Source organism: Kitasatospora sp. NBC_00070, assembly GCF_045041205.1.
Taxonomy (GTDB): domain Bacteria; phylum Actinomycetota; class Actinomycetes; order Streptomycetales; family Streptomycetaceae; genus Kitasatospora.
On the sequence record NZ_CP108247.1, the window covers coordinates 2,786,472 to 2,811,638 of the forward strand.

21 protein-coding genes are annotated in these 25,167 nt (G+C 71.2%); 9 read left to right on the forward strand and 12 right to left on the reverse strand.

Features of this window, described 5'->3' with window-relative positions; genetic code table 11:
- Positions 1 to 44: 44 nt before the first annotated feature.
- From OHV05_RS12720 to OHV05_RS12750, 7 genes are all read right to left on the reverse strand, one after another.
- Positions 45 to 1,322 carry a thymidine phosphorylase gene (locus OHV05_RS12720; protein ID WP_403040564.1) on the reverse strand — a complete coding sequence of 426 codons (1,278 nt, stop codon included), beginning with the start codon at positions 1,320 to 1,322 and terminating at the stop codon, positions 45 to 47.
- Between the two features lie 132 nt (positions 1,323 to 1,454).
- On the reverse strand, positions 1,455 to 1,871 hold the full coding sequence (locus OHV05_RS12725) for a cytidine deaminase (RefSeq protein ID WP_405017770.1): 417 nt from the start codon (positions 1,869 to 1,871) through the stop codon (positions 1,455 to 1,457).
- Positions 1,868 to 3,133, reverse strand: coding sequence for an ABC transporter permease (locus tag OHV05_RS12730; RefSeq protein ID WP_405017771.1), 1,266 nt, complete (start codon positions 3,131 to 3,133; stop codon positions 1,868 to 1,870). Before OHV05_RS12730 ends, OHV05_RS12725 begins: the two co-directional genes overlap by 4 nt.
- Positions 3,130 to 4,287 carry an ABC transporter permease gene (locus OHV05_RS12735; RefSeq protein ID WP_405017772.1) on the reverse strand — a complete coding sequence of 386 codons (1,158 nt, stop codon included), beginning with the start codon at positions 4,285 to 4,287 and terminating at the stop codon, positions 3,130 to 3,132. Before OHV05_RS12735 ends, OHV05_RS12730 begins: the two co-directional genes overlap by 4 nt.
- Before the next feature lie 5 nt (positions 4,288 to 4,292).
- A complete protein-coding gene (locus OHV05_RS12740) occupies positions 4,293 to 5,867 on the reverse strand; it encodes an ABC transporter ATP-binding protein (RefSeq protein WP_405017773.1) in 1,575 nt (524 codons plus the stop codon).
- Between the two features lie 273 nt (positions 5,868 to 6,140).
- Positions 6,141 to 7,202 (reverse strand): BMP family protein, encoded by a 1,062-nt coding sequence (locus tag OHV05_RS12745; protein WP_405017774.1) that lies wholly within the window; start codon positions 7,200 to 7,202, stop codon positions 6,141 to 6,143.
- Positions 7,203 to 7,421: 219 nt separating this feature from the next.
- The gene (locus tag OHV05_RS12750) at positions 7,422 to 8,672 is read right to left on the reverse strand and encodes an amidohydrolase (protein ID WP_405017775.1); all 1,251 of its coding nucleotides are present in this window, start codon (positions 8,670 to 8,672) and stop codon (positions 7,422 to 7,424) included.
- 353 nt (positions 8,673 to 9,025) lie between these two features.
- Between OHV05_RS12750 and OHV05_RS12755 the strand changes: the two genes are divergently transcribed.
- The 6 genes from OHV05_RS12755 (at position 9,026) to OHV05_RS12780 (ending at position 14,283) form a co-directional block, all read left to right on the forward strand.
- Positions 9,026 to 9,766, forward strand: a complete 741-nt coding sequence (locus tag OHV05_RS12755; protein WP_331730465.1) for an SDR family oxidoreductase — start codon at positions 9,026 to 9,028, stop codon at positions 9,764 to 9,766.
- A gap of 305 nt (positions 9,767 to 10,071) precedes the next feature.
- Positions 10,072 to 10,575 carry a 2-oxo-4-hydroxy-4-carboxy-5-ureidoimidazoline decarboxylase gene (locus OHV05_RS12760; protein ID WP_405021451.1) on the forward strand — a complete coding sequence of 168 codons (504 nt, stop codon included), beginning with the start codon at positions 10,072 to 10,074 and terminating at the stop codon, positions 10,573 to 10,575.
- Between the two features lie 285 nt (positions 10,576 to 10,860).
- Entirely contained in the window at positions 10,861 to 11,241 is a 381-nt protein-coding gene (sdhC, locus tag OHV05_RS12765) for a succinate dehydrogenase, cytochrome b556 subunit (RefSeq protein ID WP_405017776.1), read from the forward strand.
- A 6-nt stretch (positions 11,242 to 11,247) separates the two neighbouring features.
- Positions 11,248 to 11,739, forward strand: a complete 492-nt coding sequence (sdhD, locus tag OHV05_RS12770) for a succinate dehydrogenase, hydrophobic membrane anchor protein (protein ID WP_403040555.1) — start codon at positions 11,248 to 11,250, stop codon at positions 11,737 to 11,739.
- 28 nt (positions 11,740 to 11,767) lie between these two features.
- Positions 11,768 to 13,510, forward strand: a complete 1,743-nt coding sequence (gene sdhA / locus OHV05_RS12775) for a succinate dehydrogenase flavoprotein subunit (RefSeq protein WP_405017777.1) — start codon at positions 11,768 to 11,770, stop codon at positions 13,508 to 13,510.
- The gene (locus OHV05_RS12780) at positions 13,510 to 14,283 is read left to right on the forward strand and encodes a succinate dehydrogenase iron-sulfur subunit (protein ID WP_403040553.1); all 774 of its coding nucleotides are present in this window, start codon (positions 13,510 to 13,512) and stop codon (positions 14,281 to 14,283) included. Before sdhA ends, OHV05_RS12780 begins: the two co-directional genes overlap by 1 nt.
- A gap of 58 nt (positions 14,284 to 14,341) precedes the next feature.
- Here OHV05_RS12780 and OHV05_RS12785 read toward each other — a convergent pair whose 3' ends face one another.
- Together OHV05_RS12785 and OHV05_RS12790 are read right to left on the reverse strand one after the other, a co-directional pair.
- Entirely contained in the window at positions 14,342 to 15,820 is a 1,479-nt protein-coding gene (locus OHV05_RS12785; RefSeq protein WP_405017778.1) for a hypothetical protein, read from the reverse strand.
- A gap of 96 nt (positions 15,821 to 15,916) precedes the next feature.
- Complete coding sequence (locus OHV05_RS12790; RefSeq protein ID WP_405017779.1) at positions 15,917 to 16,162, reverse strand: SCO4848 family membrane protein; 246 nt, start codon at positions 16,160 to 16,162, stop codon at positions 15,917 to 15,919.
- Positions 16,163 to 16,300: 138 nt separating this feature from the next.
- Here OHV05_RS12790 and OHV05_RS12795 point away from each other — a divergent pair, with 138 nt between their 5' ends.
- Positions 16,301 to 17,476 carry a D-alanyl-D-alanine carboxypeptidase family protein gene (locus tag OHV05_RS12795; RefSeq protein WP_405017780.1) on the forward strand — a complete coding sequence of 392 codons (1,176 nt, stop codon included), beginning with the start codon at positions 16,301 to 16,303 and terminating at the stop codon, positions 17,474 to 17,476.
- A gap of 23 nt (positions 17,477 to 17,499) precedes the next feature.
- Here OHV05_RS12795 and OHV05_RS12800 read toward each other — a convergent pair whose 3' ends face one another.
- The 3 genes from OHV05_RS12800 to OHV05_RS12810 form a co-directional block, all read right to left on the reverse strand.
- Complete coding sequence (locus tag OHV05_RS12800; protein ID WP_405017781.1) at positions 17,500 to 18,441, reverse strand: YihY/virulence factor BrkB family protein; 942 nt, start codon at positions 18,439 to 18,441, stop codon at positions 17,500 to 17,502.
- Positions 18,442 to 18,531: 90 nt separating this feature from the next.
- Positions 18,532 to 19,491 (reverse strand): class I SAM-dependent methyltransferase, encoded by a 960-nt coding sequence (locus OHV05_RS12805; protein WP_403036869.1) that lies wholly within the window; start codon positions 19,489 to 19,491, stop codon positions 18,532 to 18,534.
- Between the two features lie 257 nt (positions 19,492 to 19,748).
- Positions 19,749 to 20,765, reverse strand: a complete 1,017-nt coding sequence (locus OHV05_RS12810) for a glycosyltransferase family 2 protein (RefSeq protein WP_405017782.1) — start codon at positions 20,763 to 20,765, stop codon at positions 19,749 to 19,751.
- Between the two features lie 104 nt (positions 20,766 to 20,869).
- Between OHV05_RS12810 and OHV05_RS12815 the strand changes: the two genes are divergently transcribed.
- A complete protein-coding gene (locus OHV05_RS12815) occupies positions 20,870 to 21,421 on the forward strand; it encodes a class I SAM-dependent methyltransferase (protein ID WP_405017783.1) in 552 nt (183 codons plus the stop codon).
- 120 nt (positions 21,422 to 21,541) lie between these two features.
- The gene (locus tag OHV05_RS12820) at positions 21,542 to 25,108 is read left to right on the forward strand and encodes a CDP-glycerol glycerophosphotransferase family protein (RefSeq protein WP_405017784.1); all 3,567 of its coding nucleotides are present in this window, start codon (positions 21,542 to 21,544) and stop codon (positions 25,106 to 25,108) included.
- The last annotated feature ends 59 nt before the right edge of the window (positions 25,109 to 25,167 follow it).

Genomic DNA, 25,167 nt, shown 5'->3' on the forward strand with positions numbered 1-25,167 from the left:
CCCCGGCAGGCGGGCTGCCGGGGCTCCGTGGGGCGGTGCGGGTGTTACGCGATCCGGTCGAGCACGATCGGGTTCGCGGTGAAGGCGGTGCCGGCGGGCGCGATGGTGACGCCACCGGCCAGCGCCTCGATCGCGTAGTCGTAGCGCTCGGGGGTGTCGGTGTGCAGGGTCAGCAGCGGCTGACCGGCCGTCACCAGGTCGCCCGGCTTGGCGTGCATCTCGACGCCCGCGCCGGCCTGCACCGGGTCCTCCTTGCGGGCCCGGCCGGCGCCCAGGCGCCAGGCGCAGACGCCGACGGCGTACGCGTCCAGGCCGGTCAGCACACCGGTGGCGGAGGCGGTGATCACGTGCTGCTCGCGGGCCACCGGGAGCGGGGCGTCCACGTCGCCGCCCTGCGCGGAGATCATCCGGCGCCAGTGGTCCATCGCGGAGCCGTCCCGCAGCGCGTCGGCCGGGTCCTTGCCGTGCACGCCCGCCGCCGCGAGCATCTCGCGGGCCAGCGCCAGGGTCAGCTCGACCACGTCGGCGGGGCCGCCGCCGGCCAGCACCTCGACCGACTCGCGGACCTCCAGCGCGTTGCCCGCGGTGAGACCGAGCGGGGTCGACATGTCGGTGAGCAGCGCGACGGTGTTGACCCCGGCCGCCTTGCCCAGGCCGACCATGGTGCGGGCCAGCTCCTGGGCGTCGGCCAGGTTCTTCATGAAGGCGCCGGAGCCGACCTTGACGTCCAGCACCAGGGCGCCGGTGCCCTCGGCGATCTTCTTGGACATGATCGAGGAGGCGATCAGCGGGATCGCCTCCACCGTGCCGGTCACGTCGCGCAGCGCGTACAGCTTCTTGTCGGCGGGGGCCAGACCGTCACCGGCGGCACAGATCACCGCTCCGGCGCCGTGCAGGACCGACATCATCTCCTCGTTGGAGAGCAGCGCCCGCCAGCCGGGGATGGACTCCAGCTTGTCCAGGGTGCCGCCGGTGTGGCCGAGGCCGCGGCCGGAGAGCTGCGGGACGGCCGCGCCGCAGGCGGCGACCAGCGGGGCCAGCGGGAGGGTGATCTTGTCGCCGACCCCGCCGGTGGAGTGCTTGTCCGAGGTGGGGACGCCGAGCGCGGAGAAGTCCATCCGGACGCCGGAGCGGATCATCGCGTCGGTCCAGCGGCTGATCTCGCGCAGGTTCATGCCGTTCAGCAGGATCGCCATGGCCAGCGCGGACATCTGCTCGTCGGCGACCTCGCCGCGGGTGTAGGCGTCGATCACCCAGTCGATCTGAGGATCGGTCAGCTCGCCGCGGTCGCGCTTGGTCCGGATGACGGAGGGGGCGTCCATGAGGGTTCTCCAGGAGGTTCGAAGAAGAGGAAATGCGAAGAGTGCCGCGAGGGAGCTGATCCCCCACGACACTCTACGCGCGTAACTACAGCGGTTGCCAGAGCCGCTCCGGCCCGGCCTGCGCGGCTTCGGTCAGCCCAGGTGCTCCGGGCCGAACGCGTCCGGCAGCACCTCGCTCATCGGCCGCAGCCCCGAGGGCAGGTCGACCAGCAGCTCGGGCCCGCCGTGCTCGTACAGCAGCTGACGGCAGCGCCCGCACGGCACCAGCAGCTCGCCCGCGCCGTCCACACAGGTGAACGCCACCAGCCGGCCGCCACCGCTCGCGTGCAGCGCCGAGACCAGCCCGCACTCGGCGCACAGCGCCAGGCCGTAGCTGGCGTTCTCCACGTTGCAGCCGGTGACCACCCGGCCGTCGTCGACCAGCGCGGCGGCGCCGACCGGGAACTTGCTGTACGGGGCGTACGCGTGCCCCATCGCGTCCCGGGCGGCGGTCCGCAGCCGCTCCCAGTCGACCGACCCGGCGGCCCGGTCGGCCTGAGCGGCCGTCACTTGCCCTGCCCGCGCCGGTAGATCTGACCGTCCGCCTTCGGCATCCGCAGTCGCTGCGAGGCCAGGGCGAGCACCACCAGGGTGATCACGTACGGGGTGGCCACGATCAGCGGACGCGGCACCGAGTCGGTGGTGGCGAACCAGAGCGCCAGACCGGCGGCGACCACCAGGCTGATCGCCGCACCGCGGAACTGACGCCGGTACAGCTTCCAGAGCGCCAGCAGCGCCATCGCGATCGAGACGGTCAGCAGCAGCACGTGCACCGAGTCGGCGTCACGCAGCTGGAGGCTGTCGGTGAAGCCGAACAGGCCCGCGCCCATCGCCAGACCGCCCGGCATCCAGTTGCCGAAGATCATCGCGGCCAGACCGATGAAGCCCCGGCCCTGGGTCATGCCGTCCTTGTAGAAGTGCGCCGCGACCAGCGAGAGGTACGCGCCGGCCAGACCGGCGAACGCGCCCGAGGTGATCACCGCGAGGTACTTGTACTTGTAGACGTTGACGCCCAGCGACTCGGCGGCGGTCGGGTTCTCGCCGCAGGAGCGCAGCCGGAGGCCGAAGACCGTCCGCCAGAGCACGAAGTAGCTGGCCACCACGAACACCGCGGCGATCACCACGACCACCGAGAGGTTGGAGACCAGGCCGCCGAGGATGCCGGCGACGTCGGAGACCAGGAACCAGTGGTGCGCCTCGATCTTGTCCAGCCAGTCGGCCAGACCCGGGACGGTGATGTACGGCAGCGGGTCGGCCGGCGGGGACTGGTTCGCCCCGGCGCCGAAGGCCACGTAGTCGCGGTAGTAGATCCGGTTGACGTAGGCGCAGATGCCGGGGATCAGCAGGTTGATGCCGACGCCGGAGACGATGTGGTCGACGCCGAAGGTGACGGTGACCAGCGCGTGCAGCAGACCGCCGAGCGCACCGCCCGCCATGCCGGCCAGCAGGCCGACCCAGGGGTTGACCAGGTAGCCGACCCAGGCACCGCAGAAGGTGCCGGCCACCATCATGCCTTCGAGACCGATGTTGACCACACCGGCCCGCTCGGCCCAGAGACCACCGAGACCGGCCATCGCGATCGGCACCGAGGCCCCGAGCGCGGCGGTGACCTGGCCCGAGGAGGTCAGACCGTGGTTGCCGGTGGCCGCGCCCACGGCGGAGAACAGCAGCAGTGCACCGGCGATCAGCAGCAGCACGACCGGGACGGTCAGCTTGCGCTTCTTGACGGGGGTACCCGGCGACTTCGGCCGGGCGGCAGTGGCGGTGCTCATGCGGCCACCTCCTTCTTGGCAGCGGCGGCGGCCTGCGCGGCCAGCTCGGCGCCGACCTTCTGCTGCTGGCGCTTGAGGCCGTAGCGGCGCACCAGCTCGTAGGCGACGACGACGCAGATGACGATGGTGCCCTGCATGACGGTGACGATTTCCTGCGGGTAGTCACCGTGGGTCGGGAGCTGGGTCCCGGCCACGTCGAGGAAGGCGAACAGCAGCGCCGAGAAGGCGATGCCGATCGGCGAGTTACGACCGAGCAGGGCGACCGAGATGCCGATGAAGCCGAGGCCGGGCTGGATGCCCTGGCCGAAGTAGTAGGAGCTGGAGAGCAGTTCGGGCAGACCGATCAGACCGGCGATGGCACCGGAGACCACCATCGAGGTGATCACCATGCGCTTGACGTTCACGCCGGAGGCGGTGGCGGCGCTCTCCGAGCGGCCGGTGGCGCGCAGGTCGAAACCGAACCGGGTCCGGGTCAGGGTGAACTGGAAGGCGACACCGACCAGGACGGCGATCACCAGGAAGCCCCAGAGGGTGCCGCCCGCGGTCTCCAGGGTGAAGAAGTGGCTGGACGCCGAGACCGGGTCGGTCTGGATGCTGTTGGTGGTGGTGCCCTTCTCCGGGGCGAAGATGCCGGGCACCAGCAGCAGGCCGACCACCGAGGTGGCGATGGCGTTCAGCATGATGGTCGAGATGACCTCGCTGACGCCCCGGTAGACCTTGAGCAGACCGGCGATGCTCGCCCACAGGCCACCGACCGCCATCGCGGTGAGCAGCAGCAGCGGGATCTGCAGGATCGCGGGCAGGTCCACCTGGCTGCCGACGAAGGCGGCGAACAGCACGCCCAGCTTGTACTGGCCGTCGACGCCGATGTTGAAGAGGTTCATCCGGAAGCCGAAGGCGGCGGCGGCACCGGCCAGGTAGTACGTGGTGGCCCGGTTGAGGATGCCCACCTGGCCGTCCGAGGCCGTCCCGTACGTGAACAGCACGTCGAACGCCTCGAACGGCTCCTTGCCCGAGACCGCCAGCAGCACGCTGCAGATCACCAGGGAGAGCAGCACCGCGAGGACCGGAGCGGCGAGGCCGAGCACGATCTTCTCGGTGTCGAACCGCTTCTTCGCCACGGGTGTGGTGGCAGCGGGGTTGGGACTGGTCATGTGGGTTACTCCCCCGCCTGTGCGTCGGTGGCGGTGTCGTCGGTGGGCCGCGCGGGCTCGGTGATCTCGGCCACGAAGGCGTGCGCCTCGGCGACCGCCTCCGGGTCCGACTCGATGCGGCCGGTGGCCGCACCCGTCATCGCGGTGCCCAGGTCCTCGGCCGTCACGGTGGCCGGGTCGGCGTCGGCGACCAGCCGGCCGCGGTAGATCACCCGGATGGTGTCGGAGAGGCCGATCAGCTCGTCCAGGTCGGCGGAGATCAGCAGCACCGCCAGGCCCTCGCGCTGGGCGGCCCGGATCTGCTCCCAGATCTGCGCCTGCGCACCGACGTCCACGCCACGGGTGGGGTGGGAGGCGATCAGCAGCTTGGGGTGGTGGCTCATCTCGCGGCCGATGATCAGCTTCTGCTGGTTGCCACCGGAGAGCGAGGCCGCGGTGACCTCGATGCCGGGCGTGCGGACGTCGTACTCCTCGACGATCCGCCGGGTGTCCTTGCGGGCCCCGGCCGGGTCCAGCAGCAGGCCCTTGGAGTTGGGCTCCTCGGTGACGTGACCGAGGATCCGGTTCTCCCAGAGCGGGGCCTCCAGCAGCAGGCCGTGCTTGTGCCGGTCCTCGGGGATGTAGCCGATGCCGGCCTCGCGGCGGGCCCGGGTCAGCGTCCCGGTCAGGTCCTTGCCGTCGAGCGTGACGGCGCCGCCGTCCAGCGGCAGCATGCCCATGATGGCCTCGACCAGCTCGGCCTGGCCGTTGCCCTCGACGCCGGCGATGCCGAGGATCTCGCCCTTGCGGATCCGCAGCGAGATGTCGTCCAGCACCACGCGCTCGACGCCCTCGGCGTCCGCCTTGGCGATCCGCAGGGTGTCGACCTTGAGCATCTCGGTCTCGGTGACGGTCGACTCGCGGCTCTCCGGGGAGGGCAGCTCGGCGCCGACCATCAGCTCGGCCAGCTGACGGGCCGTCACGGTGCGCGGGTCGGCGTCGCCGACCGTGGTGCCGCGGCGGATGACGCTGATCGCGTCGGCCACCGAGAGCACCTCGTGCAGCTTGTGCGAGATGAAGATGACGGTGACGCCCTCGGCCTTGAGCTCGCGCAGGTTGCCGAAGAGCGCGTCCACCTCCTGCGGCACCAGGACGGCGGTGGGCTCGTCCAGGATCAGGATCTTGGCGCCCCGGTAGAGCACCTTGAGGATCTCCACCCGCTGGCGGTCGGCCACGCCGAGGTCCTCGACCAGCGCGTCCGGGCGGACACCCAGGCCGTACTGGTCGGAGATCTCGCGGATCTTCGCCTTGGCCTTGGCTCCTATCCCGTAGAGCTTCTCGCCGCCCAGGACGACGTTCTCCCACACCGTCAGGTAGTCGGCCAGCATGAAGTGCTGGTGCACCATGCCGATGCCGCGCGCGATGGCGTCCCCGGGGGTGTTGAACTCGACCTGCTCGCCGTTGATGGCGATGGTGCCCTCGTCCGGCTTCTGCATGCCGTAGAGGATCTTCATCAGGGTGGACTTGCCCGCCCCGTTCTCGCCCATCAGGGCGTGCACGGTGCCGGGGGCCACGGTGATGTCGATGTCGTGGTTGGCCACGACGCCGGGGAAGCGCTTGGTGATGCCGCGCAGTTCGACGGCCGGTGTCGCCGTCCCCGCGCTGGGGTTGCCGCCCGTGGGGGTCGGGGCGGGTTCGGAAGCGGTGATGGCGATCTCCTGGTGGTCACAGGGCGCGTCGTTGCGCTGGAGAAGGCTTGGGGGAACGGGCGAGGCCCGGTGGCGCGCGTCGTATGCGCACCCGCCGGGCCCCGCCCTGATGCTCTGTCAATCATGCGCGCTGACCGGAGCGGTCGGCGGCAGGCTGAGCGAGTGTCAGCCGGTGGTGGTCGGGATCTTGGTGGCGCCCGAGGTGATGGCCGTGGTGGCCGCGTCCAGCTTCGCCTGGATGTCGGAGATGTAGCCGCCGGTGGTGGCCAGCGACACGCCCTTCTCCTTCAGGTCGAAGTTCTTGGTGCCCGTGATCGGGGTGCCCTTCTTGAAGGCGTCGATGTACGAGAACACCGCGGTGTCGACGTTCTTCACCATCGAGGTGAGGATGCGCTCCTTGTACTTGGCCAGGGCCGGCTGGGCGGCCTGGTCCGAGTCGACGCCGATGGCCCACTTCTTCGCGTTGAAGACGGCCTCGATGGCGCCGTTGCCGGAGGAGCCGGCGGCGGAGTAGATGACGTCCGCGCCCTTGTCGAGCTGGCCCTGCGCGGCGTCCTTGCCCTTGCCCGGGTCGTTGAAGCCCGAGAAGTCCGGCGGGGTGGTGAGGTAGGTGGTCTCGACCTTGATGTCCGGGGTGACCGACTTGGCGCCCGCGACGTAACCGGCCTCGAACTTCTTGATCAGCTCGGACTGCACGCCACCGATGAAGCCGATGTGCTTCGCGGTGCTCTTCGAGGCGGCGGCGACGCCGGCCAGGTACGAGCCCTCCTGCTCCGAGAACGTCAGCGAGGTGACGTTGGTCGGCTGGGTGGAGGAGCCGGAGTCGATGATCGCGAACTTGACGTTCGGGTTCTCCTTGGCGACCTTCTCGACGGCGCCCTGGTAGACGAAGCCGACGGCGATGATCGGGTTGAAACCACCGGTCACCAGCGTCTTGAGGCGGGTCTCCTTGTCGGCCTCGGCCTCACCGGTCTTGGCCTCGGCCTCGGTGATCTGCACGCCGAGGTCGGCCTTGGCCTTGTCCAGGCCACGGGCGGCGGAGTCGTTGAACGACTGGTCGCCACGGCCGCCGATGTCGTAGGCCATGCCGACCTTGATGCCGGAGGCGCTGCCGGACGCCGAGGCGTTGGTGTTGTTGTCCGTGCTCTTTGCGCCGCAAGCGGCGAGCGAGGCGATGCCCAGGGAACCCGAGAGCACAACCGCGGCGAGCTTCATTGAACGGCGCAAGGGAGTATCTCCTTCTCACACACCCGTATGGCGTGGTCGAGCGCCACCGTAACGCGCGTAGAACACGGTTGTGTTACGGGCAGGAAGGGCATTCGGGTTGTTATCAAAACGTGGTGCTACGTCAGGACGAAACGGACATATGACCACGCTTGCCACACCGGAATGTCACTACTCCCTGGTAGTGCTCCGCCACTCTACGCCGAACCGCGCCCAACGGTCTCAGACTCGGCCGTACTCCAGCGCGAGTGCCGCGAACAGCTCCACACCGATCGCGATCGACCGCTCGTCCACGTCGAAACGGCCCTGGTGGAGGTCGCGGACAGTGCTGTCGTGCGGGCTCCGGACGCCGAGCCGGGCCAGCGCGCCGGGGGCGTGCTCCAGGTACCAGGAGAAGTCCTCGCCGCCGAGGCTCTGCTCGGTGTCCTCCACCACCGGGCCCGCGCCGGCCGCGAAGCGGCCGGTCATCGCCGCCTCCAGCTGGCTGATCGACTCGTGCTCGTTCACCACCGGCGGGACGCCGCGGTGGTAGTCCACCGTCCACTTGGCCCGGTACAGCTCGGCCAGCTTGGCGGTCAGCTCGTGCAGCGCGTCCGGCGCCTCGCGCCAGCCGGCCAGCTCCAGGCAGCGGACGGTGCCCTCCAGCTCGGCGTGCTGCGGGATCACGTTCGAGGTGGTGCCGGAGGCGATCCGGCCCCAGACCAGGCTGACGCCCCAGCGCGGGTCCATCCGGCGGGCCAGCGCGGGCGGCAGGTCGGAGGCCAGCCGGGCCACCGCGGTGACCAGATCGGTCGTCAGGTGCGGGCGGGCGGTGTGGCCGCCGGGCCCGTCCAGGTGCAGCACCAGCCGGTCGCAGGCGGAGGTGATCGCGCCGACCTTGAGGCCGATCCGGCCGACCTGGACCTTGGGGTCGCAGTGCACCGCGAAGATCCGGCCGACGTCCGCCATCCCGCCCGCCTCGATGACGTCCAGCGCGCCGCCGGGCATCACCTCCTCGGCGGGCTGGAAGATCAGCCGCACCGGCTGCTTCAGCTCGCCCGTCCGGGCCGCCTGGGCCAGCACCAGTGCGGTGCCGAGCACCACCGAGGTGTGCACGTCGTGGCCGCAGGCGTGCGCCCGGCCGGGCAGCGTGGAGCGGTAGGGGGCCTCGGTCTTGGCGTCGTCGATCGGCAACGCGTCGATGTCCGCCCGGAAGGCCAGGAACGGGGTGCCCGGCTTGTGGTCGGCGGGCAGGATGTCGACCGTCATCCCGGTGCCGCCCGGCAGCAGCTTGGGCGAGAGCCCGGCGGCCAGCAGCCGCTCCCGGAGCAGCCGGGTGGTGCGGAACTCCTGCCGACCGAGCTCGGGGTGCCGGTGCAGGTCACGGCGGAAGGCGATCAACTCCGCCTGGTAGGCCCGTACCCGTGCGCGCAGGTCCGATCCGGGGCGGGCGGGGGTGAGAGTGGCCTGAGCGGCGGGCTGAGGATCGTTCACCTCAACAAGACTAGGCCGGTGGTGGGGTTTTGGCCCGACTTCCGCCGAACTGGTCCCCGGATGGGTGCATACCGGCCCCGCAGCTGGGTATGACATACCGTTTCGTCCGCCTTCCGTGCTCGCTGATCTGTGCAACGAGCGGTCCCGGGGCAGGACACGGCACGGGGCCCCCGGGCGGCGCGCCCCGGTCCGCCTCGACGGGCCGGCCTGACGGACGGTCAGCTCCGCCGCCCGGCGCGGACGCGGACACCCCGGGCGGGACGGTCCGGAGGGGGCGGGGACCACGGTCGGGGTCCGGGCCAGGCCCCCTGCGATGATCGGCGGCAACGACCGAACCAGACCTGGGAGTGGAAATGACCGAGCGGAAGGTGGCCGTGGTCACCGGTGCCAGCAGCGGCATCGGTGCGGCGACGGCCCGGCGGCTGGCCGAGGACGGCTTCGAGGTGGTGGTGACGGCCCGCCGGACCGACCGGGTCGAGGCCCTGGCCAAGGAGATCGGCGGCCGGGCCTACACCGTCGACGTGACCGACCGGACGGCGGTGGACGCGTTCGCCGCCGAGGTCGGCCCGGTCGACGTGCTGGTCAACAACGCCGGCGGCGCGATCGGCGCGGAGAGCGTCGAGAACGGCGACCCGGCCGACTGGCTGGCGATGTACCAGGTGAACGTGCTCGGGGTGCTGCACGTGACCCAGGCCCTGCTGCCCGCCCTGCGGGCGAGCGGCGACGGCACCGTACTGGTGCTCAGCTCGACCGCCGCGCTGGCCGCGTACGAGGGCGGCGGCGGGTACGTGGCGGCGAAGACCGCCGCGCACACCGTGGCGGCCACCCTGCGGCTGGAGCTGTGCGGCGAGCCGATCCGGGTGATCGAGATCGCGCCCGGCATGGTGAAGTCCGAGGGGTTCGCGGTCACCCGGTTCCGGGGCGACGAGGAGAAGGCGGCGGCGGTCTACGCGGGCGTGGCCGAACCGCTCAGCTCCGAGGACGTCGCCGACACCGTCTCCTGGGCGGTCACCCGGCCGCCGCACGTCAACATCGACCTGCTGGTGGTCCGGCCGCGCGCCCAGGCGGCCAACCACAAGGTGCACCGGGGCTGACCACCGTCCGTCGTCGGGGTGGCCGACCCGGTCGGCCACCTCAACGAACATGACAACGTTACGACTTGATAGCTCGATCGAGTGAATTCGACATGACCCTTCCTCAATTGACGAACCCTCAACTACCGTGGTGCCGCTGCCCGGGCGGTCCACAAGATCCCTGGTCCCGGGCCTGGGCGAGCGGTTCCCTGCGGAACCGCTGACCACCTACGTTTCGTCTCTGGAGCATCTCCCCTTCCCGCCCTCACGAGGAGGACCCGCTGTCCAGTGACATCCCGCCGCAACGGTTCGACCTGCCGTTGCTGGTGCCGTCCCTGCTCGGGCTTCACCGTTTCAACGAGGCCGACCCCGGCGCCGCCGAGGAGGCCCTCCTGGCCTGCTGCGGTAGTCACCGCTGGGCCCTCCGGCTCACCGCACACCGCCCCTACCCCGACATAGAGGCCCTGTTGGCCGCCGCCAGCGAGGCGTCCTACGACCTGCGTCCGGCCGATCTGGCCGAGGCGCTGGCCGACGAGAGCTGGATGCCGCAGCCGCTGCTCGGCATGCGCGCACCCGGAAGCCAGGCCGCGCACACCGCGCTGCGGGCCGCCCACGCGGCGTACGAGGCGCGCTTCGGCCACGTCTTCGTGGTCTGCCTGGACGGGATCGAACCGGAGGAGATGCTCGACACCGTGCTCACGTCCGTCCGGACCAGGCTCGCCAACGACCCGGACGAGGAGCGGCTGATCGCGGCCGACGAGCTGCGCCGGATCGCCCTGACCCGGCTGGAGCACCTGGTCGCCTCGGCCGCCGCCCGGTCGGGCAACTGACCCGGTCGCCTCCACCGCCGGGCCGGCGGTGGAGGCGGCGTCGGGAGCGGCCCCGGAGGTGAGCCGCCGTCAGGAGGGGGCCATCGCGCCGCCGCAGGATCATCACGCAGAGTCACATTCGGGGGTCCGATTAGGCCGTGCGTGCCTGATTGATCACACCTGACACCCCCGGAGGCGGTTCACGACACGGCGTCGATAGGATGCTGGCGGCCGGAGGACCGTACCGGCCGGGCTGACCGACACCGAAGCCGGCCGAGCCCCCAATCCGCTTCCGGAGGGTTTTCCGTGCCGGCTGGAACGCTGTACCGCGGCCGGGAAGGCATGTGGAGTTGGGTGGCTCATCGAGTCACCGGCGTCCTCATTTTCTTCTTCCTGTTCGCCCATGTTCTCGACACCGCACTCGTGCGGGTGTCCCCCGAGTCGTACGACACCGTCATCGCGACGTACAAGACACCGCTGGTGAACCTGATGGAGTACGGCCTCACCGCCGCCATCCTGTTCCACGCCCTGAACGGCCTCCGGGTCATCGCGGTGGACTTCTGGTCCAAGGGCCCGAAGCTCCAGAAGCAGATGCTCTGGACCGTCATGGGTGTCTGGGTCGTCCTGCTGGCGGCGTCGTTCTACCACATCCTCCAGCACACGCTGCGTACCTGGTTCGGGGGCTGATCCGCGATGGCTACTGACGCCAACGAGACCCTGGTGGTCCCCTCGCTCCAGGCCCACACGGGCCAGGGCCTGGGCACCGGGAACCCCGCCGACGCCTTCGTCGTCGAGCCCCCCCGTGCGCGTACCAAGAAGACCCCTCGGCGTACCCGCACCAACTTCGAGATGCTCGCCTGGCTGTTCATGCGCCTGTCGGGTGTCCTGCTGGTCGTGCTGATCCTCGGTCACCTGCTGATCATGCTGGTGCTCGACGGTGGCGTGTCGAAGATCAACTTCGCCTTCGTGGCGGGTCGCTGGGCCTCGCCGTTCTGGCAGGGCTGGGACCTGCTGATGCTGTGGCTCGCCATGCTGCACGGCAGCAACGGCATGCGCACGGTCATCAACGACTACGCGGAGAAGGACTCCACCAGGCTGTGGCTGAAGACCCTGATGGGCGCCGCGACCGTGTTCACGGTCCTGCTCGGCACCCTGGTGATCTTCACCTTCGACCCGAACATCTAATCGGCCAGCCAGAGGCGACGTAGACCCCATGCAGATTCACAAGTACGACACCGTCATCGTCGGCGCCGGTGGCGCGGGCATGCGCGCGGCCATCGAGTCGACCCAGCGCAGCCGCACCGCGGTGCTGACCAAGCTGTACCCCACCCGCTCCCACACCGGCGCGGCCCAGGGCGGCATGTGCGCCGCCCTCGCCAACGTCGAGGAGGACAACTGGGAGTGGCACACCTTCGACACGATCAAGGGTGGTGACTACCTGGTCGACCAGGACGCCGCCGAGATCATGTGCAAGGAGGCGATCGACGCCGTCCTCGACCTGGAGAAGATGGGCCTCCCGTTCTCCCGGACCGAGCAGGGCCGGATCGACCAGCGCCGCTTCGGCGGCCACACCCGCAACCACGGCGAGGCGGCGGTCCGCCGCTCCTGCTACGCGGCCGACCGCACCGGTCACATGATCCTGCAGACGCTGTTCCAGAACTGCGTCAAGCACGGCGTCGAGTTCTTCAACGAGTTCTACGTCCTGGACCTGCTGATCAACGACGGCAAGACCGCGGGCGTCGTCGCCTACGAGCTGGCCACCGGCGAGATCCACGTCTTCCAGGCCAAGTCGGTGGTCTTCGCCTCCGGCGGCACCGGCAAGTTCTTCAAGGTGACCTCCAACGCGCACACCCTGACCGGTGACGGCCAGGCGCTGGTCTACCGGCGCGGCCTGCCGCTGGAGGACATGGAGTTCTTCCAGTTCCACCCGACGGGCATCTGGCGGATGGGCATCCTGCTCACCGAGGGCGCCCGCGGCGAGGGCGGCATCCTCCGCAACAAGGACGGCGAGCGCTTCATGGAGCGCTACGCCCCGGTCATGAAGGACCTCGCGTCCCGTGACGTCTGCTCCCGCGCGATCTACACCGAGATCCGCGAGGGCCGCGGCTGCGGTCCGGACGGCGACCACGTCTACCTGGACCTGACGCACCTTCCGCCGGAGCAGCTGGACGCCAAGCTCCCGGACATCACCGAGTTCGCCCGGACCTACCTCGGCATCGAGCCCTACACGGACCCGATCCCGATCCAGCCCACCGCGCACTACGCGATGGGCGGCATCCCGACCAACGTCGAGGGCGAGGTGCTGCGCAACAACACCGACGTGGTGCCCGGCCTCTACGCGGCCGGCGAGGTGGCCTGCGTCTCGGTGCACGGCGCCAACCGCCTGGGCACCAACTCGCTGCTCGACATCAACGTGTTCGGCAAGCGGGCCGGTATCGCCGCCGCCGACTACGCGGGGACCGTCGACTTCACCGAGCTCCCCGAGAACCCGGCCGAGAAGGTCATCTCGATCATCGAGGGCCTCCGTGACTCCGAGGGCACCGAGTCGGTCGCGCAGATCCGCAAGGAGCTGCAGGAGTCCATGGACACCAACGCCATGGTCTACCGCACCGGCGAGACCCTCAAGCAGGCCGTGGCCGACATCGCCGGCCTGCGCGAGCGGTACAAGCACGTCGCGATCCAGGACAAGGGCCAGCGCTACAACACGGACCTGCTGGAGGCCGTCGAGCTGGGCAACCTGCTCGACCTGGCCGAGGTACTGGCCGTCTCCGCGCTCGCCCGCGAGGAGTCGCGCGGCGGTCACTACCGCGAGGACTTCCCGACCCGTGACGACGTGAAGTTCATGCAGCACACCATGGCGTACCAGGAGGTCGCCGCGGACGGCACCACCTCGATCCGCCTCGACTACAAGCCGGTCGTCACGACCCGCTACCAGCCGATGGAGCGTAAGTACTGATGAGCACTCCGACCGTGGAGAAGCACTCGGCCGCTCTGGACGCGGCCGAGGCCGGTGGCGTCAAGCTGATCACCGTGACCCTCAGGATCCGCCGGTTCAACCCGGAGGAGCTGCCGGACCCGGTGTGGGTCGACTACCAGCTGGAGATGGACCCGAAGGAGCGCGTCCTGGACGCCCTCAACAAGGTCAAGTGGGAGCAGGACGGCACGCTGACGTACCGTCGGTCCTGTGCGCACGGCATCTGCGGCTCCGACGCGATGCGGATCAACGGCCGCAACCGGCTGGCGTGCAAGACCCTGATCAAGGACGTCAACCCGGAGCAGCCGATCACGATCGAGGCCATCAAGGGCCTCGCGGTCCTCAAGGACCTGATCGTGGACATGGACCCGTTCTTCCAGGCGTACAAGGACGTCATGCCGTTCCTGATCACCAACGGGAACGAGCCGACCCGCGAGCGCCTGCAGACCGCCGAGGACCGCGAGCGGTTCGACGACACCACCAAGTGCATCCTGTGCGCCGCGTGCACCTCGTCCTGCCCGGTGTTCTGGAACGACGGCCAGTACTTCGGCCCGGCCGCCATCGTCAACGCGCACCGCTTCATCTTCGACTCGCGCGACGAGGGTGCCGAGCAGCGCCTGGAGATCCTGAACGACCGTGAGGGCGTGTGGCGTTGCCGCACCACCTTCAACTGCTCCGAGGCCTGCCCGCGTGGCATCGAGGTCACCAAGGCGATCCAGGAAGTGAAGCGGGCCCTGGTGACCCGCCGCTTCTAGTCGTCGCCACACGCCGAGGGCCCGTCCGGAGATCCGGACGGGCCCTCGGTCGTCGGCCTTACTTCAGCAGACCGCGGTCCTTCGGGTTGGTCACCCCGGTGAAGGTGAGCAGGTGCCGGCCGGCGGTGACGGCGTAGAGGTCCGACGCCCCGTCACCGTCCAGGTCACCGGAGCTGCCCAGGGTCGGGTACTGCTCGACCGGGAAGCTGCCCAGCACGGTGCCGGCCGCCGGGTCGGCGAGGGCGGAGAAGTCGTACGCTCCGGCCGCGTCGCGCGGGACGGCGTACGCCCGCAGCGTGCCGGTCGCCTTCTCCCGAGCCCAGACGGTGAGGTTGCCGGCCGCGTCGGGGCCCGGACCGATCAGCTGGTATCCGCCCCAGTTACCGGCGGTGGTGACCCGGGTGGTCTCCCCCCACCAGCCCTCGATGGCGGCCACCCAGAGGTCCCCGTCGACCAGGGTGAGCTGCTGCAGGCCTTCCGGAGCCGAGCGGGAGCCCGAACCGATCGACACCAGCTGCCCTGCCCGGGACCAGTCAAGCCCCTCGGCCTCCGGCAGGTAGTCGTAGATCGGCGACATCCGGGCAGGGTCGAGGCCACCCCGGTAGAGGTAGTAGCCACCGGCCGAGCCCGGTCGGCGGACCAGTACGTCGTCCACCGGGTTCGTGTTCCGGGACCAGCCGCCGTGGGCGATCTCCAGACCGTCCCAGCTGCCCGTACCGCCCGGCGCGGCCTGGGCCGGGAAGACGGCACTCGGCTCGGTACCGGTGGCGTCCGCGCTGATCACCTGGAGGTTGCCCGCCCGGTCGGTCAGCACGATGTCGGGGACGCCGTCGGCGTCCACGTCGCCGTACGCCTTGGGGGCGTTGGCGTTCCAGGGGGCGTAGAAGGTGTAGCTGGTGGGCCCGGTCACGTTGCCCGCCCGGTCCACGGCCTGGACCTGGAGTACGTGGGTGCCCCAGTCGCGCGGCCTGAGTGTGACCGTCGCGGTGCCGTCGGCGGCCGCCGGCACCGCTCCCTCGCAGCCGCTCCCGACCCCGAGCGTGCCGTCCAGCACGTACCGGTAGCACACCACCCCGGAGCCGGTCTCGGTGGCGCGGAAGGTGAAGACACCCTTCTGGCCCGCGAACTTGTTGACGCCCTCGGCCGGGAAGTCGGTGGAGCCGACCACCGCGACCGGTGCGGTGACGTCCACCCCGAATCCGCACTTGGCGGTGGGCTGTCCGCCGCCCTGCGGCCAGAACCGCCAGCTGTAGCGGTGCCCGTCCGTCAGCGGCTCCGGGGTGACCGAGAGCTGCCCGGCCTGAGCCCCGACCTGACGGTCCACCAGCTTCACGCCGGCGGTCTCGTCCCAGAGACCGAACCGGGCGCCCGTACCCGAGGTGGTGCCGGTCAGGACCGGGGTCGTGCTGCCCAGCCAGTCCGCCGTGCAGGCGGCGGTGACCTGGTCGTGCGGGGCCGCAGACGCGGCGGGGGCGGACAGCAGACCGGCCGCGAGCGCGACGGTGGCGGCGGCGGTCAGCAGCCGTGCGGGATACATCTGGATGACCCACTCCTGGAGAGGAAACGGGGTGCGTCGTGCACGCCCCCCGGCGGGGATCCTGGCAGGGCCGCCGGGTGGGGGCAACGGCATTTCTCAGGGGCGGCGCAGGGTGCGCAGGCTGCGGACGCCGATGCCGCCGACCGCCAGGCCGAGCAGGAGCGAGGTGACGGCGAGCAGCAGGTGGACCCAGAAGAAGGCGGTGGGCCGGCCGTGGTCGCCGTCGACGAAGGCCTGGCCGCCGGAGTCCTTCCAGAGGTTCTTCAGGAAGGTGGTCCAGATGATCACGGACCAGACGCCGAAGGCGGTGAGGAACCAGGAGGTGCGGCGGCCGAGCTTCATGGCGGGTCCTAGCGGGCGGGGGCGGAACTGTCCGGTCCAGTATGCGGAGTGGGCCGGGCGGCCCAACGGGCGGCACTCGTTCGGGCGACGATGGCGGCGCGGCGGGCGGGCGGCGGGGCGCCCGGGTACGGTCCCTGGGTGCCCACACTCCGTCACTTCGTGTACCGGTGCGCCGCGCTGGCCGCGGCCGTCTCGCTCTGCTCCGCCGGGGCCCCCTGGCAGGAGCCGCCACCCGGCGCGTCCGTGGTGGGCGGCGAGCGGCTGGGGCAGCCGGGGGTGCAGCTGGCGCCGTCGGCCGGGGCGCCGCCGCTGCCCGCCGGGCTGACCGGTCAGTCCTGGCTGGTCGCGGACGCAGGCAGCGGGGAGGTGCTGGCCGCCAACAACGCGCACCTGCGGCTGCCGCCCGCCAGCACGCTGAAGATGCTGTTCGCCGACACCGTGCTGCCGAAGTTCGACAAGAGCACCGTGCACCGGGTGACCGACGCCGAGCTGGCGGGGATGGGGCTCGGCAGCAGCATGGTCGGGATCAAGGAGAACCTGGACTACCGGGTGGACGACCTCTGGCGCGGGGTGTTCCTCAGCTCGGGCAACGACGCGGTCCGGGTGCTGGCGCACATGAACGGCGGGATCGCCGAGACGGTGGCCCAGATGCAGGCCAGGGCCCAGGCGTTGGGGGCGTTGGACACCAAGGTGGTGACCCCGGACGGGTACGACACGGACGGGCAGCTCTCCTCGGCGTACGACCTGACGCTGTTCGCCCGGTCCGGCCTGCGCAACCCGGACTTCCGGGTCTACTGCGGCACCAGGGACGCGCAGTTCCCGGGCCTGGTGGACAAGACCACCGGGCAGCGCGGCAGCTTCGGCATCGCCAACACCGACCGGCTGCTGGGCAAGTACCAGGGGTTGATCGGGGTGAAGAACGGCTACACCACCAACGCCGGGGCCACCTTCACCGGCGCGGCCGAACGCGGTGGCCGCACGCTGCTGGTGACGGTGATGCGACCCGCCGGGTACCAGCAGGTCTACGACGAGACGGCGGCCCTGCTGGACTGGGGGTTCGCGGCGGCCGGGAAGGTCACCCCGGTCGGCCGGCTGGCCGACCCGCCGCCCGCTCCGGGCGCAGCGGGTGCCGGCACCGGCTCCGGCCCGACCACGGCCGCCGAACCGCCGCAGGCCGCACCGGTGGAGCGGTCGCAGCAGGCCGCGACGCCCGCCCCCGGGGGGATCGGCTGGCCGGGCTGGCTGGCCGCCGGGCTCTGCCTGGCCGCCGTGGTCGGCGCCGCACACTGGGTCAGACGCCGGTCCGCGCGCTGACCCGGCGTCAGCGTGACCCGGCGTCAGTGGGCGGCCGCCGTGGCACCGCCGTCAGCGGTCGGTTCCGCCGCACTCGCCAGCAGGGCGTCGGCCTGCGCCCTGGTCCTGGCCCGGGCGGCGGCCGGGTCGGCCAGCGCGGTCCAGGAGGCGCAGAACAGCAGCAGCCGGCAGACGAAGTTGATCCAGAGCAGCAGCGCGACCGGCACGCCGAAGGCCCCGTACAGGCTCTTGCCCGCGACCGAGCCGAGGTAGGAGGAGAGCAGCAGCTTGAGCAGCTCGAAACCGATCGCACCGATCAGGGCGCCCTGGAACAGCGCCCGGCGGTGCTGCTCCTCGGTGATCCGGGGGAACGGACCGAGCAGGTAGGCGAACAGCACCAGGTCGGCGGCGACCGCGATCAGGAACCCGACCACGCTCAACAGCCAGCCCACGCCGTCCAGTTCGAGCCACTCGGCCGCCCGTCGGGCCAGCGTGGTGGCCAGCGCCGAGGCACCCAGCGAGACCGCCGAGACCAGGCCGAGGCCGAGCAGCACCGCGCAGTCCCAGAGCTTGCCGAGGATCGGGTTGCCCGGGTCGGTGGGCAGCCGCCATATTTCCCGGATCGAGCCGCGCATGGTGGCCACCCAGCCGAGCCCGGAGATCAGCAGCAGCACGCCGCTGATCAGTCCGACCGTGCCCGCGTTGGCGACCAGCGAGGGCAGGTCGAGCGAGTCCGAGAGGCCGGGCAGCTGGTCGGCGATGTCCTGCTGGAGCTTGTCCACCCGGCTGTCCGAGAGGGTGGCCACCGCGATCGCCAGCGCCACCGTGAGCAGCGGGAAGAGCGCCAGGAAGGCGAAGAAGGTGACCGCCCCGGCCAGCCGGTTGCCCTGCACCTCGGTGAAGTGGGCGTACACCAGCCAGGGTCGGCTGCGCAGCAGTCGGGTGGCGATCGGGCCGATCACCGGGAGCTTGGTCAGGAATTCCACGGTCACCTTGCCGGTCGGGTCCGGAACGTCCGGTCCTGTATACCGGCCCGGAGCCGGGCCGGAGCGGCAACGCTCCGACCCGGTGGCGGCTCACTTCGAACGACGGGCCCGGCGGACGGCTGAGGTGACCACCGGCGGGAGCAGGTCGGCGGCCATCCGCTTGGCCACCGCGGCCGGCTTACGGGCGGCGGCGGCCTTCGCCCGGCGGCCCGCGAGGTCCTCGGCGGCGGCCCGTCCCTTCCGGGACGCGGCCTCCTTGGCGAGCCGGTCGTGGTGCCGGGAGACCGGGAAGTCGGCGATCCGGTCGGGCTGACCGTCGAGGCGGAGCACCCGCTGCCCGGCGATGGTGTCGGTCACCACCCAGACGCCGGAGGTGCCGCCGGAGCTGGCCAGCAGGGCCTCCTGTGCGGGAGCCGGGTCGCCCCAGGTGCCGTAGAACTTGCACTCGGTCAGCAGGATCGGCCGCAGCCCCAGGTTGAACACCGCCTCCCAGGTCGCGGCGGCCACGCCCGGGGTGTGGGCGGAGCGGTAGTCGTCCAGCACCAGCACGCCGTCCTCGGCCAGCGCGGCCCGGGCGACCTTGATGTCCCCGGCCACGTGCTCGTACAGGTGCGAGGCGTCCACGTGGACGAACCGACAGCTGCCCGCCGGGATCCGGCCGTCGGCCAGCACCGAGGTGGGGGCCTGGATCAGCTCGGGCAGCCGGTCGTGGAAGGCCAGGTAGTTGACCTCGAACGCCTCGCGGGTGAGCGTCTTGCGGTACGACATGGTCATCTCGGCCGAGTTCTCGTCGTCCGGAGCCTCCGAGTCGAACAGGTCGCAGACCGTGAACCGCTCGCCGGACTGGAGGTGGCGGCCCATCACGATCGCGCTGCGGCCGAGGTAGGCACCGAGCTCCATCAGGTCGCCGCCGACGCCGGCCTGCTCCTGACGGTCCAGGAACCACTCGAAAGCGTGCCGGTCCAGGTCCCAGAACCAGCCCGGAACGTCACCCAGCACCGCCGGTTCGACGATTCTGGGGCTGTCGCTGGTCGCGGTGCTTCCGGTCATCGGTACTCCTCACAGCTGCACGGCCGACCGCCACGGACGGCCCAACCGGAGCAACGACCCGGTGCCGTCCGGGTGACCACCACTCCTGGGTGAGCTTCGGTACGGCCGGTTGACCGCACTCACCCGCCAGGTGCGGATTCACCCGTCCGGCGGCCTGCCGTCACGGCACGCTGTCCCTTAGGTGCGCGCGACACTACCGCACCCGCGCCCGCCGTTGAAGGGCTCCGGCAGCCCGTGATCGCGGACCGGTCGGAGCGCTACCCACGCGCCCGGGTGAGCCTGCCGAGCGCGGTCCGGCCACGGGCCGCCACGCGGAGCCCCTGGTACGTCAGAAACCGTCCACGGCTGAGCAGTTCGGCCCGCAGGCCCGCGACCCCCGGGGCCCGCCGGTGGCCGGCCGGGCGGAGCCGGGCGCAGTGCCCGGCGGCCCGGCGGAAGTACTCCCGGCGGTCGCCCGGCGGGATCCGGCCGGGCCTGGAGACCACCGTGTCGAGGTGGTCCAGCATCCGGCCGTAGATCACCGGGCGCCAGCGGTCCAGGTCGGGACGGCCGTCCAGGAAGGCGAAGACCCGGTCGTACTGGTCGAAGACGTCGAAGTGCCTGCGGGTCGCGGTGGCCAGGATGTTGCCGCCCTCGCGCCGCTGGCGGTAGTGCACGCCGACCAGGTCGAGCAGGGTGATCCGGCCGGCGGCCAGCAGGGCCGGGAAGGTCCAGGGGGTGTCCTCGTAGTACCCGGCCGGGAAGGTCAGGCCCTGGTCGGCCAGATAGCCCCGGCGGTAGGCCTTGTTCCAGACCACCATCAGCAGGTCGAGCAGGTCGGGGCGGCCGTCCAGGTCGAAGACCTCGGGGCCGGGGCGGGCGAAGACCGGGGCGGAGGCGGAGCGGACCACCCGGCCGTCCCAGTGGCTGCGGGCGTAGTCGTAGACCAGCAGGTCCGGGTCGGCGGTGGCCTTCAGCCGCTCCGCGACGGCCTGGAGCAGGCCGGGGGTCAGCGTGTCGTCGCTGTCCAGGAAGATCACGTAGTCGCCGGTGGCGACCTCCAGCCCGGCGTTCCTGGCCCGGCCGAGACCGACGTTGGCGGCCAGGTGCAGCACCCGGATCCGCTCGTCGCGGGCGGCCGCCCGGTCCAACAGGGCGCCGCAGCCGTCGGGTGACCGGTCGTCAACCGCGATCAACTCGAAGTCCGGACAGGACTGGCCGAGCACCGAGTCGAGGCACTCGGTCAGGTACTCCTCGACCTGGTACACCGGGACGATCACGCTGAAGCGGGGCATTTGGCACATCCTAGGGGGCGCGGGGCGGGTTACCGGCCCGGCGGGAGCTCCCGCCGTACCATCGGATCCGCGGAGCACCCGGAGCACTCCCGAGAGGCGCTGTCATGCCCGACGCCCCCACCCGGTCCGACCTCGGGCGGCTGCTGCCCCTCCGGGCCCGGCACCTCCACCGGCTGCGGCTCGGCCGGACCCTGGACGTCGGGTGCGGCGTCGGCCGGCACCTGCGGAACTGCGGGCCGGGCAGCGTCGGCGTGGACCACGACGCGCGGGCGGTCCTGACCGCCCGCGCGCACGGCCTGGCGGCGTACACCACGGCCGAGTTCGAGGCCGACCCCGAGCTCGGCCGGCCCGGTGCCTTCGACAGCCTGCTGGTCTCCCACGTGCTGGCGCACCTGGACCCGGCGGGCGGCCGGCACCTGCTCGGGCGCTACCTGCCGGCCGTCCGCCCCGGCGGCCGGGTCGTCCTGATCACCCCTCAGCCCGCCGGGTACCGCGCGGACCCGACCCACGTCCGGTTCGTCGACCTGCCCGCCCTGCGCGAGCTCGCCGAGCTGGCCGGCCTGCGGATCGGGCGCGGCTACTCGCACCCGCTGCCCGAGCCGGCCGGCCGGCTCGTCAAGTACAACGAGTACGTCCTGGTCGGCATCGTCCCCTGACGGGTCACGGTGCCACGGAAGAGGACGAACCGGACGGTAGAATCGCGGGAGACCTGTGCCGGGTCCGCAGGGGCCGGGCACAGCTGGTCGCAAGTCCCCGATGAAAGGCCCGCGCAGCCGATGGCCCCCCGCCTCTCCGTCGTCGTCCCGATCTACAACGTCGAGCGCTACCTCGAGGAGTGTCTGGACTCGATCGCCGCCCAGACCTTCGGTGACCTGGAATGTGTGATGGTCGACGACGGTTCCAAGGACGGCAGCGCGGCGATCGCCGAGGCGTACGCCGCCAAGGACCCGCGCTTCCGCCTCGTCAAGCAGGTGAACAAGGGCCTCGGCGCGGCCCGCAACACCGGCTACCGGCACATCTCGCCGGACAGCGAGTTCCTGAACTTCGTCGACAGTGACGACACCCTGCCGCCGAGCGCCTACGAGCTGATGATCGGCACGCTGGAGGAGACCGGCTCGGACTTCGTCACCGGCAACGTGCTGCGCTTCCGCGCGGTCGGGTACTACCCGTCCGGCGGGCACCGCAAGCCGTTCGCCGAGACCAGGCTGAAGACCCACGTGCGCGAGCTGCCCAGCCTGGTCACCGACCGGACGGCGTGGAACAAGGTCTACCGCCGCTCGTTCTTCGACGCGGCCGGCGTGCTCTACCCCGAGGGCATCCTGTACGAGGACGCCCCGGTCAGCGTGCCGCACCACTACCTGGCGAAGAGCGTGGACGTGCTCTCCGAGCCGATCTACCACTGGCGCGAGCGCGAGGTCGGCGAGATGTCGATCACTCAGATGCGCACCAACCCCAAGGGGTTGATCGACCGGGTCAAGTCGATGGAGCTGGTCCGGGCCTGGCTGCTGGGCCGCCCTGAGCCGGAGTTCAAGGAGTACCTGCGCTCCTACGACGAGAACAACCTCGTCGAGGAGATCCCGATGTTCTTCTGGTCCGTCCTGGAGGGCGACCAGGACTACCGGGAGGCCTACCAGGTCAACGTCAGCCGGCTGCTCCGGGCGATCGGCCCCGAGCAGGTCCGCAAGCTGCGCGCGCCGCTGCGGCTCAAGTACCACCTGACGCTGCAGAACCGGATGTCCGAGTTCGTCGACCAGATGGCGTTCGAGAAGGACAGCAACGGCGCCGCCCCGGCCCGAGGCCTGCTCCGCCCGTACGCCGACTACCCCTTCCTGCGCGGCGGCCGGAAGAGCGTGCCCGCCGACGTGCTGCGGTTGGACAACGCGCTGGTGATGCGCAGCCGGCTCTACGACACGGCCTGGGAGGACGGCAAGCTCAAGATCACCGGGCACGCCTTCCCCGAGCACCTGGGCGCGGAGAACCGGCACGACATGGTCAAGGTGCTGGTGCTCAGGGAGGCCAAGGGCCGCCGGGTGCTGGCCGTGCAGACCAAGGCCATGTACAACCCGGAGGCCACCGCCTCCTCGCCGCACGACCTGTACAACTGCGACTGGGCGGGCTTCTCCGCCGTCATCGACCCCAAGCGGCTCAAGCACCGGGGCGAGTGGCGGGACGGCTCCTGGCGGGTGCTGATCGCGGGCATCGGCAAGGGCGGCGTCTACAAGGGCCGGATCTCGGGCGGCTGGAGCGACAACGCCGAGTACCCGCCCGTGCAGTGGGTCGAGGACGACGTCCGGATCGTGCCCTGGCTGAAGGAGAACCACGTCCACCTGCGGGTGGAGCGGGTCCGGGCGCGCGCCCTGACCGTCACCGAGCGGGGCGGCGAGGTCACCGTCACCGGGCGGGTCGGCTCCGGCGCCGACCTGGCCGGGGTGCAGCTGCGGATGGTGCACACCGAGTCCGACCGCGACCTGCTGTACCCGGTCGAGCTCGGCACCCCGAGCGGCCGCGACCTGCCGTTCACCGCGAGCTTCCCGATCGCCGAGCTGACCGCCGTCCGGGAGGCCTGGGACGCGCTGGACCCGGCCGCCGAGGAGCGGCTGCGGGACCGTTGGGCCACCGAGCTGCGGCTCGCCGACGGCTCCACGGTGCCGGTGGTGATAGACGACCGCCGGGCTCCCGAGCAGCTCGACCTGCCGATCCTGAACAGCACCCGGGCCCTCTTCTCCAAGCCCTCGCCGAGCGGGTACCTGCAGTTCACCGACCAGGTGCTGCAGCCGGTGGTGGACGACATCGCCCGGGCCAAGGACACCGAGGGCTTCCTGCTCAGCGGCAGCTTCCCGCTGCCGGGCAACCACCGCTACGAGCTGGTGATCCGGCACAAGTGGCGGGAGGAGGAGCACCGCTACCCGGTCGAGATCGCCGACGGCCGGTTCCGCGCCGCGCTGCCCGCCGTGCCGACCGCCTCGTTCGCCGGGCAGGTCCCGCTGCACCGGGGCACCTGGGACGTGGAGTTCCGTCCGGTCGGCGCCGAGCCGGGCAGCCTCTGGCCGAGCGCGCTGCTCGCCTCCTCCTGCCACCGCCAACTGCCGCTGGAGGTCGAGGCCCGCGGGCGCCGGGTGGTGTTGGAGCGCCGCGTCTTCGACAGCCTCTCGCTGGAGTCGCACTCCGACCTGCTGCCGGAGGAGCGCAGCGGCTACCGTCAGCGCCTGCTGCGGAACGGCTTCGCCGAGGCCCAGCGCGCGCCGCTCACCGACATGGTGCTCTACCACACCACGGTGCTCAACAACACGGCGGTGGGCGGCGGGTACGCGGGCTCGCCGCGGGCCGTGCACGAGGAGCTGGTCCGCCGCGGCGCCCCGCTCCGGCACGCCTGGACCAGCGAGGACATGCAGGCGGACCTGCCGCAGAGCGTCGAGCCGGTCCGGCTGTGGAGCCCCGAGTGGTACGAGCTGCTGGCCACCGCCAAGTACGTGGTGACCAGCACCCACCTGCCCGAGTTCTTCGTCCGCCGGCCCGGCCAGGTGGTCCTGCAGACCTGGAACGGCACCCCGCTCAAGCGGATCGGCCACGACTTCGAGAAGATCTGGTTCACCGACTCCGAGTACCTCAAACTGCTCGACCACGAGGTCGCCCAGTGGAGCCTGCTGGTCTCCGGCAACACCTTCTCCACCGGTGTGCTGCGGCGGGCCTTCAAGTACCAGGGCCGGATCCTGGAGTCCGGCTCCCCGCGCAACGACGTGCTGCTCGCCGCCGACCGGGAGAAGACCGCCGAGCAGGTCCGCGAGCGGCTCGGCCTGCCGGAGGGCAAGAAGGTGGTGCTGTACGCGCCGACCTTCCGGGAGGACCGGCGCCGTCCGCAGGACGGCTACCAGCTCGACCTGCGGCTCGACCTCGCGGCCGCCAGGGCCGCGCTGGGCGACGACCAGGTCCTGCTGGTCCGGGCCCACGAGCTGATGTGCGGTCAGGTCCCGGACGCCGGCAACGGCTACGTCTGGGACGTCGGCACCTACCCCGACATGGCGGACCTGCTGCTGGTCGCGGACGTGCTGGTGACCGACTACTCCTCGGCCGCCTTCGACTTCGCGAACACCGGCAAGCCGATCCTGTTCTTCACGTACGACCTGGAGCACTACCGGGACAACCTGCGCGGCTTCAGCCTCGACTTCGAGGCGGACGCGCCGGGCCCGCTGCTGTCGACCTCGGCCGAGCTGGTCGAGGCGCTCGGCGCGGTCGACGCGGTGGCCGCCCGGCACGCCGACGCGTACGCCGCCTTCCGGCAGAAGTACTGCGACCTGGACGACGGCCAGGCCGCCGTCCGGGTGGTCGACGCGCTGCTCGGCTGACCGGAACCGAACCGGCGTCCGGGCTCACCCGGACGCCGGTTCGGTTCCGGCCCCCCGAT